The organism is Anoxybacillus sp. EFIL (genome assembly GCF_013096955.1).
Classification (GTDB): domain Bacteria; phylum Bacillota; class Bacilli; order Bacillales; family Anoxybacillaceae; genus Anoxybacillus; species Anoxybacillus ayderensis.
Window position 1 is genome coordinate 206692 of record NZ_SDLH01000003.1, and the last position, 13608, is coordinate 220299.

19 protein-coding genes are annotated in these 13608 nt (G+C 41.2%); all 19 read right to left on the minus strand.

Annotated elements, in window-relative coordinates; translation table 11 throughout:
- Positions 1-45: 45 nt before the first annotated feature.
- Positions 46-435 (minus strand): DUF8042 domain-containing protein, encoded by a 390-nt coding sequence (locus ES017_RS07160; RefSeq protein ID WP_035062849.1) that lies wholly within the window; start codon positions 433-435, stop codon positions 46-48.
- 8 nt (positions 436-443) lie between these two features.
- On the minus strand, positions 444-794 hold the full coding sequence (gene fliT / locus ES017_RS07165; RefSeq protein ID WP_021093736.1) for a flagellar protein FliT: 351 nt from the start codon (positions 792-794) through the stop codon (positions 444-446).
- Positions 794-1186, minus strand: coding sequence for a flagellar export chaperone FliS (gene fliS / locus ES017_RS07170; RefSeq protein WP_042535029.1), 393 nt, complete (start codon positions 1184-1186; stop codon positions 794-796). Before fliS ends, fliT begins: the two co-directional genes overlap by 1 nt.
- Before the next feature lie 15 nt (positions 1187-1201).
- Positions 1202-2755, minus strand: a complete 1554-nt coding sequence (locus ES017_RS07175; RefSeq protein ID WP_042894883.1) for a flagellar hook-associated protein 2 — start codon at positions 2753-2755, stop codon at positions 1202-1204.
- Positions 2756-2767: 12 nt separating this feature from the next.
- Entirely contained in the window at positions 2768-3142 is a 375-nt protein-coding gene (gene flaG, locus ES017_RS07180) for a flagellar protein FlaG (RefSeq protein ID WP_021093739.1), read from the minus strand.
- A gap of 133 nt (positions 3143-3275) precedes the next feature.
- Positions 3276-4346, minus strand: a complete 1071-nt coding sequence (locus ES017_RS07185; RefSeq protein WP_240468856.1) for a glycosyltransferase family 2 protein — start codon at positions 4344-4346, stop codon at positions 3276-3278.
- Positions 4347-4390: 44 nt separating this feature from the next.
- Positions 4391-5611 (minus strand): flagellin lysine-N-methylase, encoded by a 1221-nt coding sequence (gene fliB, locus ES017_RS07190; protein ID WP_055441497.1) that lies wholly within the window; start codon positions 5609-5611, stop codon positions 4391-4393.
- A gap of 590 nt (positions 5612-6201) precedes the next feature.
- Positions 6202-7047: a flagellin N-terminal helical domain-containing protein gene (locus tag ES017_RS07195; RefSeq protein ID WP_042894880.1), complete on the minus strand. Its 846-nt coding sequence runs from the start codon at positions 7045-7047 to the stop codon at positions 6202-6204.
- 138 nt (positions 7048-7185) lie between these two features.
- Positions 7186-7371: a hypothetical protein gene (locus ES017_RS07200; protein ID WP_009362420.1), complete on the minus strand. Its 186-nt coding sequence runs from the start codon at positions 7369-7371 to the stop codon at positions 7186-7188.
- Complete coding sequence (csrA, locus tag ES017_RS07205; RefSeq protein WP_042894877.1) at positions 7361-7609, minus strand: carbon storage regulator CsrA; 249 nt, start codon at positions 7607-7609, stop codon at positions 7361-7363. The genes ES017_RS07200 and csrA overlap by 11 nt, the downstream gene beginning before the upstream one ends.
- A gap of 12 nt (positions 7610-7621) precedes the next feature.
- Positions 7622-8059, minus strand: a complete 438-nt coding sequence (gene fliW / locus ES017_RS07210) for a flagellar assembly protein FliW (protein ID WP_021095723.1) — start codon at positions 8057-8059, stop codon at positions 7622-7624.
- Between the two features lie 13 nt (positions 8060-8072).
- Entirely contained in the window at positions 8073-8627 is a 555-nt protein-coding gene (locus ES017_RS07215; protein WP_021095722.1) for a DUF6470 family protein, read from the minus strand.
- A gap of 14 nt (positions 8628-8641) precedes the next feature.
- Entirely contained in the window at positions 8642-9514 is an 873-nt protein-coding gene (gene flgL, locus ES017_RS07220; RefSeq protein ID WP_021095721.1) for a flagellar hook-associated protein FlgL, read from the minus strand.
- 11 nt (positions 9515-9525) lie between these two features.
- Complete coding sequence (flgK, locus tag ES017_RS07225; protein ID WP_171334931.1) at positions 9526-11055, minus strand: flagellar hook-associated protein FlgK; 1530 nt, start codon at positions 11053-11055, stop codon at positions 9526-9528.
- 12 nt (positions 11056-11067) lie between these two features.
- Positions 11068-11520, minus strand: coding sequence for a flagellar protein FlgN (locus ES017_RS07230; RefSeq protein WP_021095719.1), 453 nt, complete (start codon positions 11518-11520; stop codon positions 11068-11070).
- A 14-nt stretch (positions 11521-11534) separates the two neighbouring features.
- Positions 11535-11795 carry a flagellar biosynthesis anti-sigma factor FlgM gene (gene flgM / locus ES017_RS07235; RefSeq protein ID WP_235045452.1) on the minus strand — a complete coding sequence of 87 codons (261 nt, stop codon included), beginning with the start codon at positions 11793-11795 and terminating at the stop codon, positions 11535-11537.
- Between the two features lie 62 nt (positions 11796-11857).
- Positions 11858-12259, minus strand: coding sequence for a TIGR03826 family flagellar region protein (locus ES017_RS07240; protein WP_021095717.1), 402 nt, complete (start codon positions 12257-12259; stop codon positions 11858-11860).
- A 13-nt stretch (positions 12260-12272) separates the two neighbouring features.
- A complete protein-coding gene (locus tag ES017_RS07245) occupies positions 12273-12710 on the minus strand; it encodes a YaaR family protein (protein WP_035063520.1) in 438 nt (145 codons plus the stop codon).
- Between the two features lie 82 nt (positions 12711-12792).
- Entirely contained in the window at positions 12793-13608 is an 816-nt protein-coding gene (locus ES017_RS07250; protein WP_055441498.1) for a flagellin N-terminal helical domain-containing protein, read from the minus strand.

Consider the following 13608-nt stretch of genomic DNA (forward strand, 5'->3'; position numbering starts at 1 on the left):
TATGTTAATATATGACAAAGAGGAGAGCTGTCTGCCCTCCTCTTCTTATTGTTCAACATATGGACGAAGATGTTGCATCATGCTTACTTTCCACGCTTCAAACGCTGGCGCTACATATTTTTCAACAATTTGCTTCTTTGCGTTTGGATCGTGTAGTTTTCCGTCTAATTTCCACGCCTCTTCTACGACGGCGGAAAATCGTTGTAGCTCATTCAATAGTGCGACATCATCAGCGAAAAAATGTGCAAGCGATCGCTCATTTGTCTGTTCAATTTGACCGAACGCTGTAAAAATATCCGCAAGCACAACATCCCCTTGCGTACGCCCATAATTGGAAAAACTTTCAATTACGTAATGAAATCCTTCTTCAATTGTGTCCAATAGCGCTGCATAGTGACGAACGACCGTCAATTGTTCTGGAGTTAACTGAGTCATCATGATACCTACCTTCTTTTATCGTAAAACATGCCGTCGCTCGCTAACGAATCGTACAAGTCGTCATAACGATCGACCGCTTCTCTTGTTTGTTTAATTTGCTTTAAGTCTTGCTGGATTTGTTGTTTAAATTGCCGAAGAAGATTGTTTGTCTCACGATCTAACGCAAGCAACTGTTTCCCCATTTTCTTTTCTTCTTCCGTTAACGTTGCAGGCAGTTGCTTGAGAAGCTGTTCCCGCTTCTCAAGCATTTCCTCGATTTGTTCAATCACCGCATCACGTTTTTCTTTTTCAATCGGCTCGCGAAGCAATTCAACCATTGCCTTTGTTATGCCCAAAAGCTCCGAAACAACGCTCATTACACGTGACCGCCTTGCGCGTATTGACGTTGACGATTTAGTTGAATCACTTGCTTCCACGTATCACGGAACTCTTTGACATATCCTTCAACTTCTTCTAAAATCGCGATGTCGCTTTTAATATTTGCTTCAACTAAACGACGATACATATAGTCATACATCGTCATCATCGATTTGGCTACTTCATATTCCATATTGAGCGTCACCATCAACTCTTGAATAATTTTTTGCGCTTTTAATAAATTTGTATTGCGCGCTTCAATATCTTTCTCTTCGATCGCTTTCTTCGCTTGCGCAATAAACTTTAGGCAACCGTTATAAAGCATAAGCGTCAATTCCCCCGGTGACGCTGTTTGCACCGCATTTGTTTGATATGATTGATATGGGTTCATCTTTCAACCTCCTAATTATTGTGCTCCACCGCCAAAGGCATTCATGAGATACATACTTTGCGAGTTTGCACGTTGCACTGCTTTTTCCATCGCGGAAAACTGCTTCCAGTAGCGATCTTCTACTCGTTTTAGCCGATCTTCGGCCGCACTAATGCGCGTATCAATGTCAATAATACTTTTTCCAATGATATACTGATTCGTAGCTTTTAACGTATTTCCTGCTTTATCTTCAATACTTTTGATCGTCTTTTTAATTTCATCGCGAAGTTGGCGGACAATCCCTTTCGCATTTCCTTCACCGTTGTTGCTAAATAGACGATAAATCGCATCTGGATTTTCTTCAATTTTTTGTCTTAGTTTCGCTTCGTCAATAATTAACTTTCCGCCTTCTAAATAGTTTGGCGTCGTTGTAATGCCAATTTGTGCAAGTTGAGAAAATCCGTCCGCCACTCCATCCACTTTTCGATAAAGTGCTTGGCGCATGCTAGAGAGGGCGTTTGACAAAATCGAATCACCGCGCAAAATGCCGCTTTTCGCTTTTTCCTCCCACTTTTCCGCCTGCTTTTCCGTCAACTTCTCGCGCTGTTCATCTGTAAGCGGCTGATAATCGCGATAACGCGTTTCTTTTAGCTTCTTATTGATTTCATCGATCGTTTCATTATATTTATCAACGAATGATTTAATCGAATTAAAAATCGCATCGGTGTTTGTTGAAGATGTAATCGTCACCGTGCCTGCATGCGTATTTTTCAATGTATATGTCATGCCGTTAATTGTAAATGTGTTCGATGTGCGTTCTGTTTGAAGACCGTTAATTGTAAATTTGGCGTTTTGACCTGTTCCCGCGTCTTGTTGTAAAAACGTTTTCGTGATTACATTTAATGGATCGCTTGCATCAACCTGTATATCTAGGTTAAATCCTAATTTAGTGAAAAGCTCCGCACCACTTGTAACTTCAATAGAAGATCCACTGCCCGTTTGATTTTTAGTAATGACCATTTTCTGTGTAAAATCATCATAAAACGCACGAACGCCTAATTTAGTATCTTGATTCAATTTTGAAATCAACGTACTCAATGTTTCCTTACTTGGGTCAAGTGAGATAGTAACCGTTTCTTCAACACTGCTACCTGGATTTTTTACTTTAAACTGTAAAGAAGTTGGCATTACCTCTGTACCTAAAAATAATGTGCTCAACTGGTCATTCGCACTTATATTAATCGTATTTTGAGACGTCCATCTTGCCGCTGTCGCAAGTTGTGTAATATTGCTAATTTCTACCGTTTGGTTCGCAGCAGACGGAGTCCCAGTTGCTGTCACAACGTTTTCATTCGAACTCGTCACTTTTTTCTGCAAAAACGTGCTTTGGCGCATCACGCCGTCGAAAATATGTTTATCTAATGCGTCTAGTAAACGATTCATATCGCGATATGCATCGCGTTGCCACTCAAGTAATTGCTTTTTTTGTTTTAATTTATCAATTGGCGCACGCTCCACTTTCATTAAATCGCCAACGATTTTGTCGATGTCCATACCGCTTGCCAATCCACCTATACGCATCATGCTCATATGTGTCACCTCCTAAATTTTTCGATCAACAATTAAACCGACAAATTTCATCATCGCTGCATACATATCTAACAGCTTTTTCGGTGGAATTTCGCGCACGACTTCTTTCGTTCGTTCATCAATAAGCTGGACGTAATACTCTTTTAAATCTTCATGCACGTTAAACTTTAACGACGTATGGCTCGGTTGTAAAAATTCGTTCATTCCCTTGACGATTTCTTCAAGTTTTTCTTTTGAAATACGATCTTCTTCTTGTTTTGCGTTTAGTTGTTGTAAAGTGGTTTGCTCTTGTTTCGGTTGTTCTGCTGGGCGTTCTGTCGTTTTTTCGCTCACCGTTTTTTCATACATATATGTGGAAGAAAGAGAAGAAGAAATTCGTTCAATCATCACCGTTCGCTCCTTTGCATATACGTTCCTACTGTTTATATCGGATGGAAGAAGGGAAATTTGAAGGGGGAAAAGAAAAAACCTCTCGTTCGTTAGAGAGGCTAAATACACTAAAAATCCATCAACATGGTTACTACTGTCTCAATACCTTTAATCGCTCACTCGCCTTTTCATATCCTTCGTGTGCTGATTGTTTGTAAAAATGGATCGCTTTCCCCATTTGTCCTGTCACTTCGTAAAAAACGCCAAGGTTATAAGCCGCTAAAAAGCTACCTGTTCCGCGGACACGATCGTATTTATCCGTCTCACCAATTTCTAAACAGCGAATGAAAGATCGCTCGATGGACGAAAATACATACGCGTATCGCTCCATATTGTAAAACATCGCATCCATATAAAATAACCCGCATACGAAATGAAAATCAGGGGAATCATGTAGCCTTTTTTGTTCCTGTGCAATGACCTGTAATCCTTTTTCGAACGAACGATTCGCGATCAATGTATATAAATAATCAATGACTAAACTATGACGATACCATGCCCCAAGCGGTACAAGGCGATAACTTTCCTCAAAATATTTTTCCGCAACGTTGAATTGCATCAATAACTTATATTGTTTACCAACTTGGTATAAAACATAATCATCTGTCGGATGTTGACTTAGTTCTTCCAACAGTAGCTGTAAATTGCGTTCCGTTTTATTTGTGTAAACATATCCATCATGATACACTTCCACATCAACATTTTTGCGCGGAAAAGGTGAATCGACTTGTTCGTGAATTTTCCCAACATATGTGACACCTTTAGGGAGAAGGCGCGATAAGTAACTCTGTGCATATCTTTTCTCCCCATTTTGCACAAATTCATCTATTCGCTTAATTCGCCCAATCGTTCTCTCATTCGTTTCAATAAAATGTCGAATGATATGTTTACAGTCATTTACAATATACTCATCTGCATCTAACACGAGATTCCAATCACACGTCGATTGCATAAGCGCATAGTTGCGTGCTGCTGAAAAATCATTTACCCATTCAAAATGAAACACGTTTGCACCAAATGAACAAGCGATATCTTTTGTCCCATCAGTAGAGCCTGTATCAACAATAATAACATCATCAACGATATGTTGAACGCTTTGTAAGCAGCGGGCTAAATGTTTTTCTTCATTTTTTACAATCATCACTAGAGCTAATGTTTTCAATATTTCACCTCATTGAACTGTTTTCGTTTCCGAAAAATATGAGATCAACTATTTATAAGTACAGTCATGAAGCTCATACTATTTATATCATTTGCACGCAGTATATCTAATACTGTCTTTAAATATTGCTTATTGTGTTCAATTGTTTTAGAAAAGGATTGAATCAACATCACCACCAATTGCTCATTGAGCCCTCGATGGAAACGAGCAATTCCAATCAAATGTAACCTAATTAACGTATAATGAACAACAATCATGACATAACTATCAAATACATCTTCTTTGTCAATTGGAAATAAATTTTTAAACACGTAATTGACCAAATAGTTTTCTAACATATAGCCTTTTTCTTTCATAAATGGCTCATAATACTTCGTAATCCCCTCTTCATAACACTCTGCCATTCGCTCAATGTTATCACTGCCACCAAATCCTTGAATCATTTGTTCTAAATATTGTACATATTTATTGTTTTGAAGCCCCATCTTTTTTCTAATTTCGATAAGCTGTTGACAAATAGAAAGTTGAATACCTAGCTTTTTAGGAAGGGTAGCTATATGCTGTTTGACGAATAAGTCATCCAACATTTGATAAGTATATTGACAAATTTGTTCAAACATAACGTCAATATGATCCTTGTTTTCACTAATTTTTTTCAAAAACATTCCTAATACGATGAGACGTTCCTCCAAAGAAAGTCTTCTATCTTGTAAAATTTGAATACATAGGACACGAATCGGCCAAAAATATTTTCTTACCCCTTTTTCATTATTTAAATGAAGTGCAGAGTGATAAGCAGCTTTTTTTTCTACTTCTCCTTCTATTTCATCGAACTCAATTCCATTTGGATTTAGCAACACCAATCGTGCAATTTCCGGACAAGATAATGTACCACTTTTCTCCACTACATCGTTAACTAAATTAAATGTGCGTGGATAAATGGCACATGTGGAGCATAAAAAGTCCTCTCCCAACTCTTCATGTATACGACAAAGCTTCTCTTCTGAGAGAAATGGGCATGCACCACTCTCGTTCATTCGAATGTTTGCATAATCAAATTTTGATGTGTTATTTTTATTTCTTTTGATCACTTGTTCATTTTCAGCAAACAAACGATGAGTTGTCTTTTTATATTTTTTATATGTGTCTCGATCAATCCATACATTCCAACCTACGCAACACGTATCCTCACATTCCCCACCAATACATCGAAACGAATGCATATACTGCGGAACTAACATTTTTGCCGTTCGCTTTTTGTTCACATGAAACACTCCTAACAGACGTATTAAGAAATTGACTTCTACTCATAATATCGGCAAAAAAGCAAAAACATAAAGTATTTATTGCTCTTCTGAACAAAGGGGAACGTGTAAAAAAATAAATTACGATTATTACGGTAAGTGATGGCGATTTTCGACTACGTCTATCAAATAGAAAAAGAGACCTTAGCAAACCTAAGGTCTCTTTTTGCTTTATTAACGGAGCAATTGTAATACTCCTTGTGGTTGTTGGTTGGCTTGCCATGCCGCAACGTCTTTCGATCGTTGTGTAGACTATCTCTTCACCTTTCTAGCCATTTGGCTAGCGAAGGGCTGGGCACTTCGGGAATTTCCCTACAGACTTCATCACCATAGCCCTCGCCTTAGGTGGTATGTCCTAGTCGTTGAACCTTCTCCAGAGTTTCCTCACAGGAGCTTGGCTGCTGATTGCCCATTGTTCCATCTTTCCTTTTTTCACGCCGTCACGCCTGCCGTTTCCAGCTTCGTTGTGGCAAGGAAAGCTTTAGGGCTTCCCAGCAATTCACCCAGTCATCCTCTTAGCCGTTTCCAGCTAAGACGCCCTTCCAATCAAATTACCGAAGGAGTTGCAATACGCCTTGTGGCATTTGATTGGATTGAGCCAACATTGCTTGTGCTGCTTGAGAAAGAATGTTGTTTTTCGTAAACTCCATCATTTCTTTCGCCATATCTACGTCGCGAATACGTGATTCCGCAGCTGTTAAGTTTTCTGCTGCATTGTCAAGATTCGCAATCGTATGCTCTAGGCGGTTTTGCATTGCTCCTAAGTACGAACGACCTTCAGAAACAGTCTTAATCAAATCATCTAACTTGCTAATAGCGCCGGCCGCTCCACTTTGAGTACTAATATCTTCACCTTGAGCATCACTAACGATATCACTCAAGTCAATTCCCTTAGTTGTCAAATCTAGTTCGATGGTATCATCTTTATTGGCTCCCACCTGTAGCACAAGCTTACCACTAGAGTTTACATTGCTTCCCGAAGCACCTTGGAACAATTCTTGTGTGTTGAATGTCGTCTTATCTTTAATTCTTTCTAGCTCTTTTCCAAGTTGTTCAAACTCATCTTGAAGAGCTTCCCGATCTTGTGAAACGTTCGTGTCGTTTGAAGATTGAACAGCTAACTCGCGCATACGCTGTAAAATAGCATGTACTTCTTGTAAACCGCCTTCAGCTGTTTGAATTAACGAGATACCGTCTTGTGCGTTTCGAGATGCTTGCTCTAAGCCGCGAATTTGGCTACGCATTTTTTCAGAAATCGCAAGACCTGCTGCGTCGTCGCCTGCACGGTTAATACGAAGACCAGAAGACAATTTCTCCATGTTTTTTGCTGTAGCGCTTTGCCCGATTGTTAATTGACGATGCGTATTTAACGCCGCGATGTTGTGGTTAATTCTCATTTCATATTCCTCCTTGAATTTGTTTTCCCACGTCCATGTGGTTTAGCTAGCAAGAATGAAGTCGGCCGCCCTTCTTTCTTGCCCTCACGTTTATTATCGGTTGTTTTTTTCAAAGTTTAATAGGTTGCGAAAAAAATTTTATACTTTAATGTCAAGAAATTGTGAAAACGGCGATGGTTGTTGTATTTCTTTGACGATGCGAGCAGGATCGTCCTTATGTTTATTAATGATTTCGTTTAATGCTTGTTCGGCGATCGCTTTGTTGTCTTGAACGATGCGAGCGATGACGCCAGGGACTTGAACACCGCCGATGCTAACGCTCATTTTCTTCCCCTCCTTTCTTTAATCGATGAGATAGCTGTTGAAGCGAAGTCATGGAGGCGAGTGATGCTGCGTTGTTTTCTTGTTGGATGGCGAGATATATTTCTTTTCGATGCACGTCAATATGTTTCGGTGCACGAATGCCAAGTTTCACTTGATCGCCGTCGATGGCGAGAACGACGACTTCAATGTCATCGCCAATTTGGATCGCTTCTTTTAATTTGCGCGTTAACACAAGCATGTTCTCGCCCCCTTATTTCGCTTCAACCGTTTCTGGAAACAAGCGATGTTTCGTTTTATACGGTGTATTTGTTAAAATGACTTGCTTGCCGATTCGTTCGTGGACGTTAATGACGATAGGTGCTTGTAAGTTTGCCGTCGTGTTTGTAAACGGTTCGGCGACCGTTAAAATGACGTATAGCGCGACATCGTTTTCTGCTTGAATGTTTAGTTGTTCGCACGTCGCATCATCGAGTTCAACTTCGTACGTTGGAAAATAAGAAAACGGCTCGATCATGACAAACGCTACGTCTTTATTTTGTACCGATTGTAAAATTGTAAATGGTGAGTCATGAATCGGCAGCAATGCAAACTGCTTTTCATGTTCAAAACCCGGTAGCCCGTTTTCAAATGAAACGATCGCCATGTCAGACAGCTCGATCGTTCCGTGATATTTCGTTTCGATGTTCATCTTCATCCCTCATTTATACGCTCACATCGATGCGCAAGTTGTTATGACGTGCTAAATCGATATGCACGACGTTCGGTTTATAGTCGATTTGTACAGGGCGCGGTTCGATATGAATGCGCGCTCCTGACGTTTGCCAATTCATCTCGATGCGCCCTTGTTCGAAGCCGATTTTTACGCTAAATGGGCGTGGAATTAGCCCAACGTTATAGTCGAAAGGTGGGCGCTCGCTGTTCGCTTGCGCTTGCATCGCAAGCACGTCGCCACCTTGTTCAATGCGCATTAATTCATCGCCTTGCATCGCTGTCGTTTCTAAATATGATAACCAGCTCGCATAACCGTCTTGCGCTGCTTCTTCAATGCGGCGAAAAATATGTTTTAAATCGACATCGGCACGCGCTTCCGTTTGATCGATCGTTAAGCGCGGAGGCGTCGTTTTCATTTCCAGCTGCGGTTTCGGTTGTTCAATCGACAGCTCGGCTTGTTGTTGGCGCATATGCATATATCCGCGCTCAATCGTGATCGATAATTGCGGAAATGTCGCTTGCATCGTTAGCTGCGGGATTTTCATTTCAACTCATCCCCTTAACGTAAAAAATCAACGAGCGTCGGCTGAATGATGCGCGCACCGACAGAAAGCGCAGCGCGATGAACGCTTTCTTGCGACTTTAATTCGGTAATAATTTTTTCAATGTCCGCATCTTCGTTATCTGAAATCATTCGTTTCGCGATCAGTTGTTGTTCAGAAAGACGTTGTTCAACAAGTTCTAGACGGTTGACGCGCGCCCCTAATTCTGCCCGTTCGGCAAGGACGTCGTTTATATGTCCGTCTAATTGAGAAAGCAAATTGTCTAAATTCCCTGTTGGATTGGCTAATTCGTTTTCAATTTGCTGCAACGTATTAAACAATCCTTGGTTAAATACATTATTAGGCGTGACGTTAATTTTTAGTTTTACTCCCTTGGCGACTTCGACCATAAAATCATCGTTGTTGTTGTTAACCGTCGGTGGGGTGCCGTCTGTCACAGGCGCTTGTTCAATTTTTGTGCCGTTAAAAATATATTTCCCTGCTACTTTCGTGTTGGCGACTTGTACTAAGTCTTTTTTCAACTGCTCAATTTCCCGCGCGATCGCTTGACGGTCTTCTGGACCGAGCGTGCCGTTTTTCGCTTGTACGACAAGCTCACGAGCGCGTTGCAATACACTTGTTGTATGACCTAACGCTGATTCCGAATTTTCCATCCACGTGTACGCTTCAGAAAGGTTGCGTTGAAACTGCTCGATTTCTGTTAAGCTCGTACGATAATGCATCCCTTTCATCGCCACGACCGGATCTTCGGATGGGCGATGAATTTTTTTCCCTGTCGCCAATTGTTGTTGATACGTACCGAGTTTATCGTAACTTTTACTTACGTTACGAAGCGTATTATTCGCAAGCATCATTTGTGTTACACGCATGAATTACTCACCTACCTTCCGACGATGCCCATATTATTAATAATTTTATCTAACATTTGATCGATCATTGTAATCATACGCGCAGAGGCGTTATACGCATGCTGGAATTTCATCATGTTCATCATCTCTTCATCGAGCGATACGGAACTGACCGACTGGCGACGCTCATCAACGGATTGACGAAGCACTTCGCTATTTTCCGACAAACGTTTCGCTTCTTGCGCGTTGACTGCCATTTGTCCGATTAAGCTTTCATAAAAGTTTTGAATCGTTGTTGTTACTCCTGTAATAGAAAGTGTACTATTTTTCACTTCAGCGAGCGCTTGGGCGTTACTTCCGTCTCCTGTCCCAGCACCTGTTAATGAAGCAGCGGCAATATTGTCCAGAGAGTTTTTTATGTCGTCTGCTATATCTAATGTTCCCATCACATCATTCGGATCTGCATACGCAAAAAAAGGAATATTTGTAGAGCCAGTCAATCCTTTTCCTGTTTGATGAACGGTGTTAAATTCGTCTACAAACGCTTTTGCCATCGCATTTAAATCACCTAACATCTCAGGGTATAGCCCTTTCGTCGTTGTACCCCCATCTTCGCTATACCCATACGAATAAAGAAGAGCACCTACTTTTCCGTTTTCCTTCAAACGTTCAAATGTTGAAAACGTTGTATTCCCGAGTGAAAAACCGACAATCGGTCCTGTTTTTGTTATGTTATCTTGATAATTCACTTGAAGTTCATTGACCGTCCCTAAACGTCCATCGACAAGCGTACCTATCACAGTGCTTCCTGTTCGATCTACTAACTCGACCGTAAAACGTCCTTCGGCAATTTTTAACGCGCTACCGCCGCTTGATACAGTCGTTACTTTCACATTCACATATTGCGACAGCTCATCTAACAGCCGATTGCGCTCATCATATAAATCGTTCGGCAAATACCCGTGCACTTCTACTTCACTAATTTGTTTGTTTACATCATTCAGCTGACGGGCTAACGAGTTTATCGCTTTCACTGTGACATCCAATTCATTTTTTAAATCATCGCGAATCGATTTGAGTGAGCTTGATAAATAATGAAACGTCTCTGCTACCGCAATGCCGCGCTGACGAACGACTGAACGGGCACCGGAGTTGGAAGGATTGACGGCTAAATCTTGTAGCGACTGCCAAAAACGATCGAGCGTTTTTGCTAACCCTTCGTCCGACGGCTCGTTCATAATTTCTTCCATCTTATATAACGCTTCCGCACGCGTATTCCAGTAGCCATATTTCATATTTTCTCCTCGATATTGCACATCTAAAAATTGTTCCCGCATGCGTTGTACTGTCCCGCCTTCTACACCTGTTCCCATTTGTCCTGGCATAACCGGACGATTTTTCGACGCAAACGGATACGGCGGCGTTTGTTCGAAATTGACGCGTTGACGCGAATAACCTGGTGTGTTGGCGTTGGCGATATTATGGCCGGTGACGTATAGTGCTTGTTGTTGGGCAGTCATCCCGCGCCGTACCGTTTCTAATCCATGAAATGTTGAAAGCACAAAAAAACCCCCTTACGTTTTTGCTTCAAACGACGACCGTGGCGGCAATTCATCCGTTCGCTTCGGGTCATACGTCACATCTTGTTCGTTCGGTATCATGAGATCAAGGGTAAAATGAATGAACTGAAGCGACTGTTGCAATAGTTGCATATTGAGCTCGTTTTGCTCTTTCAACCGTGCGATTGTTTCGCTTAAATCGCTTGCTAAGTGGAGAAGCTTTGTACGTTCCGTTTCTTCCAACTGTTCTGCGTAACAACGAACCGTTCGCTCTTCTTCAGGTAAATGTGAAAGAAGGCTCATTCGTTCGCTCTCGAGCTGGCGAATGGCCATGACATATTTTTGTTCTTTCGCCATCATTTGTTGCAACGCATGAATGTCGCCTTTTTTAATCGCTTCTGTTTTTTGTTGTGCCAGCTGCAACAGTCCACGGTGAAATGTCAGCAGCTTTTCCATAAGATCGATCATGTTCATTCGCTCCGTCATCGTTTATAATAGCGCAACACGCTTTCCGCAATGGCACGCGCATCGATCGCATACGTCCCTGCTTGCACTTCTGCTTTTAACCGCTCCATTTTTTCTAACCGTTCCGAAGAAAATTTCGCCGCTTCTTGCAATTCTTTCGCCGCGCTTGAAATTTCGACTTGATCTGTTTTTTTCGTCGCTTTTGTTGGTTTTTCAACGCGCGACGTCCGTTCATACGGATTGACGCTCATCGGCTGAATACGATTAATTTTCATCATCCCACCTCGCTTTTCCCGTTCTTCTTTCCTTATGATTATTATCGGCTAAAAGAAAAAAATGTTTAGTCGTCTCTCTCTGTAAAATATGTCGTTTGACGCTTCGCTTGTTTTTGTCGTTCCTCTTCTCGTTGAATTTTCGTCATTTCTTTCTGGATACCACCAATGCACTTTGAACATAGTCGCCCTTCACGTATCGTTGCTCCACACTTTTCGCACGGATAACCGAGGTTCGGAAAATGAACGAGCTGCAGGCGTCCTTTTTTAATCCATTTAACAATTAACGCTTCTTCTACTCCTGTGGCATCCACTACTTGTGGCATCGTTGCTGTTCGATTTTCCCGTTTTCGAATAAATGCGTACACTTTTTCAAACAATTTTTCTTCTTCTTTATAACATGCCTCGCACACATCTCGAAATTGCGTCTTCACAAACAAACTTCCACATTTTGGACAGTTATCTAACATGCTTTCCCCTCCCTTATGTGTAAATATTAATAATCAATCCTTGAATTTCACCGACGAGTCCAAGCAAATCAAGTCCCTTTTTTTCTTTTTCCAACACCGCATTTGTCAGCTCGACTAACTTTTGATCGACTTCTTTCACAAGCTTATAAATTTTCGTCCGTCCCCCGCGACTAAATCCGCGCTGTTCCTCGAGCTGCAAACTATTTTTCACTGCATCGTCTAAAAATTGCTTCACAAGCTTTTTATATTTTTTTAAATCTTCTACCGTTTGCGACTCAGCTAACCTTTTCCCTTGCGCTTCAATTTCTTGCGCCATCGTTTGAAAACGTTCAAATAACACGTCGCTTTTTTTCTTATGCATCACTTCCGTAAACGACACCGATTCCATCGGCGCATCGTCTTTTTTTTCGACACGATTCAACGACGCCCGCGATACTTTTTGCACTTCCATCATCGTTCACACCTTTTTTCTTTTTATTATGCCACACGTACAAAAAAAGGGCGAGGTCGCATCGACCTACCCTTTTTACCCATTAGCTTTTTAACAATTGCAAAATTCCTTGTGGGAGCTGATTTGATTGCGCGAGCATCGCCTGTGCTGCTTGGTTTAAAATGTTGTTTTTCGTAAAGTTCGTCATCTCCATCGCCATATCTGTATCGCGAATGCGTGACTCCGCAGACGTTAAATTTTCATGCGCTGTTTTTAAGTTGTTGATTGCATGCTCAAAACGGTTTTGGTAAGCGCCAAGGTTGCCACGTTCTGTGGAAACTATATTAATCGCATCATCAATCGTTGTAATAGAACTCGATGCTCCAGCTGCAGTAGAAACATCTAAACCGCTAACACCTAACAGTGATGATGTCATACCTGCTATACTTATTTCTACTTCCTCTCCTTCATTTGCACCAATCTGGAATTTAACATTAATAAAACTATTATCCAGCAATGGCGTGCCATTAAATGTTGTTTTATTCGCAATGCGATCAATCTCTTCAATTAATTGCTCAACTTCATTTTGAATATGTCCACGATCATCATCTGTATTTGTACCATTTGCCGCTTGCACTGCTAATTCACGCATACGTTGAAGAATGCTGTGAATCGAGTTGAGCGCCCCCTCCGCTGTTTGAATAAGCGAAATGGCATCTAATGCGTTGCGTTCTGCAACTTCTAATCCGCGAATTTGCGAGCGCATTTTTTCGGAAATGGCTAAACCTGCTGCATCGTCTGCTGCGCGGTTAATGCGTAAACCAGAGGAAAGTTTTTCTAAGTTTTTCGCTGTATTCGATTGGTTGACCGCTAAGTTACGATAAGCGTTTAATGCTTGAATGTTATGGTTGATTCTCAT

Bases quoted from the DNA above. Each gene is read 5' to 3' on its own strand.
- ES017_RS07160 (WP_035062849.1), bottom strand. From the start codon at position 435: ATGACTCAGTTAACTCCAGAACAATTGACGGTCGTTCGTCACTATGCA.
- fliT (WP_021093736.1), bottom strand. From the start codon at position 794: ATGAGCGTTGTTTCGGAGCTTTTGGGCATAACAAAGGCAATGGTTGAA.
- fliS (WP_042535029.1), bottom strand. From the start codon at position 1,186: ATGAACCCATATCAATCATATCAAACAAATGCGGTGCAAACAGCGTCA.
- ES017_RS07175 (WP_042894883.1), bottom strand. From the start codon at position 2,755: ATGAGCATGATGCGTATAGGTGGATTGGCAAGCGGTATGGACATCGAC.
- flaG (WP_021093739.1), bottom strand. From the start codon at position 3,142: ATGATTGAACGAATTTCTTCTTCTCTTTCTTCCACATATATGTATGAA.
- ES017_RS07195 (WP_042894880.1), bottom strand. From the start codon at position 7,047: ATGAGAATTAACCACAACATCGCGGCGTTAAATACGCATCGTCAATTA.
- ES017_RS07200 (WP_009362420.1), bottom strand. From the start codon at position 7,371: ATGAGCGTTAGCATCGGCGGTGTTCAAGTCCCTGGCGTCATCGCTCGC.
- csrA (WP_042894877.1), bottom strand. From the start codon at position 7,609: ATGCTTGTGTTAACGCGCAAATTAAAAGAAGCGATCCAAATTGGCGAT.
- fliW (WP_021095723.1), bottom strand. From the start codon at position 8,059: ATGAACATCGAAACGAAATATCACGGAACGATCGAGCTGTCTGACATG.
- ES017_RS07215 (WP_021095722.1), bottom strand. From the start codon at position 8,627: ATGAAAATCCCGCAGCTAACGATGCAAGCGACATTTCCGCAATTATCG.
- flgL (WP_021095721.1), bottom strand. From the start codon at position 9,514: ATGCGTGTAACACAAATGATGCTTGCGAATAATACGCTTCGTAACGTA.
- ES017_RS07230 (WP_021095719.1), bottom strand. From the start codon at position 11,520: ATGATCGATCTTATGGAAAAGCTGCTGACATTTCACCGTGGACTGTTG.
- flgM (WP_235045452.1), bottom strand. From the start codon at position 11,795: ATGATGAAAATTAATCGTATTCAGCCGATGAGCGTCAATCCGTATGAA.
- ES017_RS07240 (WP_021095717.1), bottom strand. From the start codon at position 12,259: ATGTTAGATAACTGTCCAAAATGTGGAAGTTTGTTTGTGAAGACGCAA.
- ES017_RS07245 (WP_035063520.1), bottom strand. From the start codon at position 12,710: ATGGAAGTGCAAAAAGTATCGCGGGCGTCGTTGAATCGTGTCGAAAAA.
- ES017_RS07250 (WP_055441498.1), bottom strand. From the start codon at position 13,608: ATGAGAATCAACCATAACATTCAAGCATTAAACGCTTATCGTAACTTA.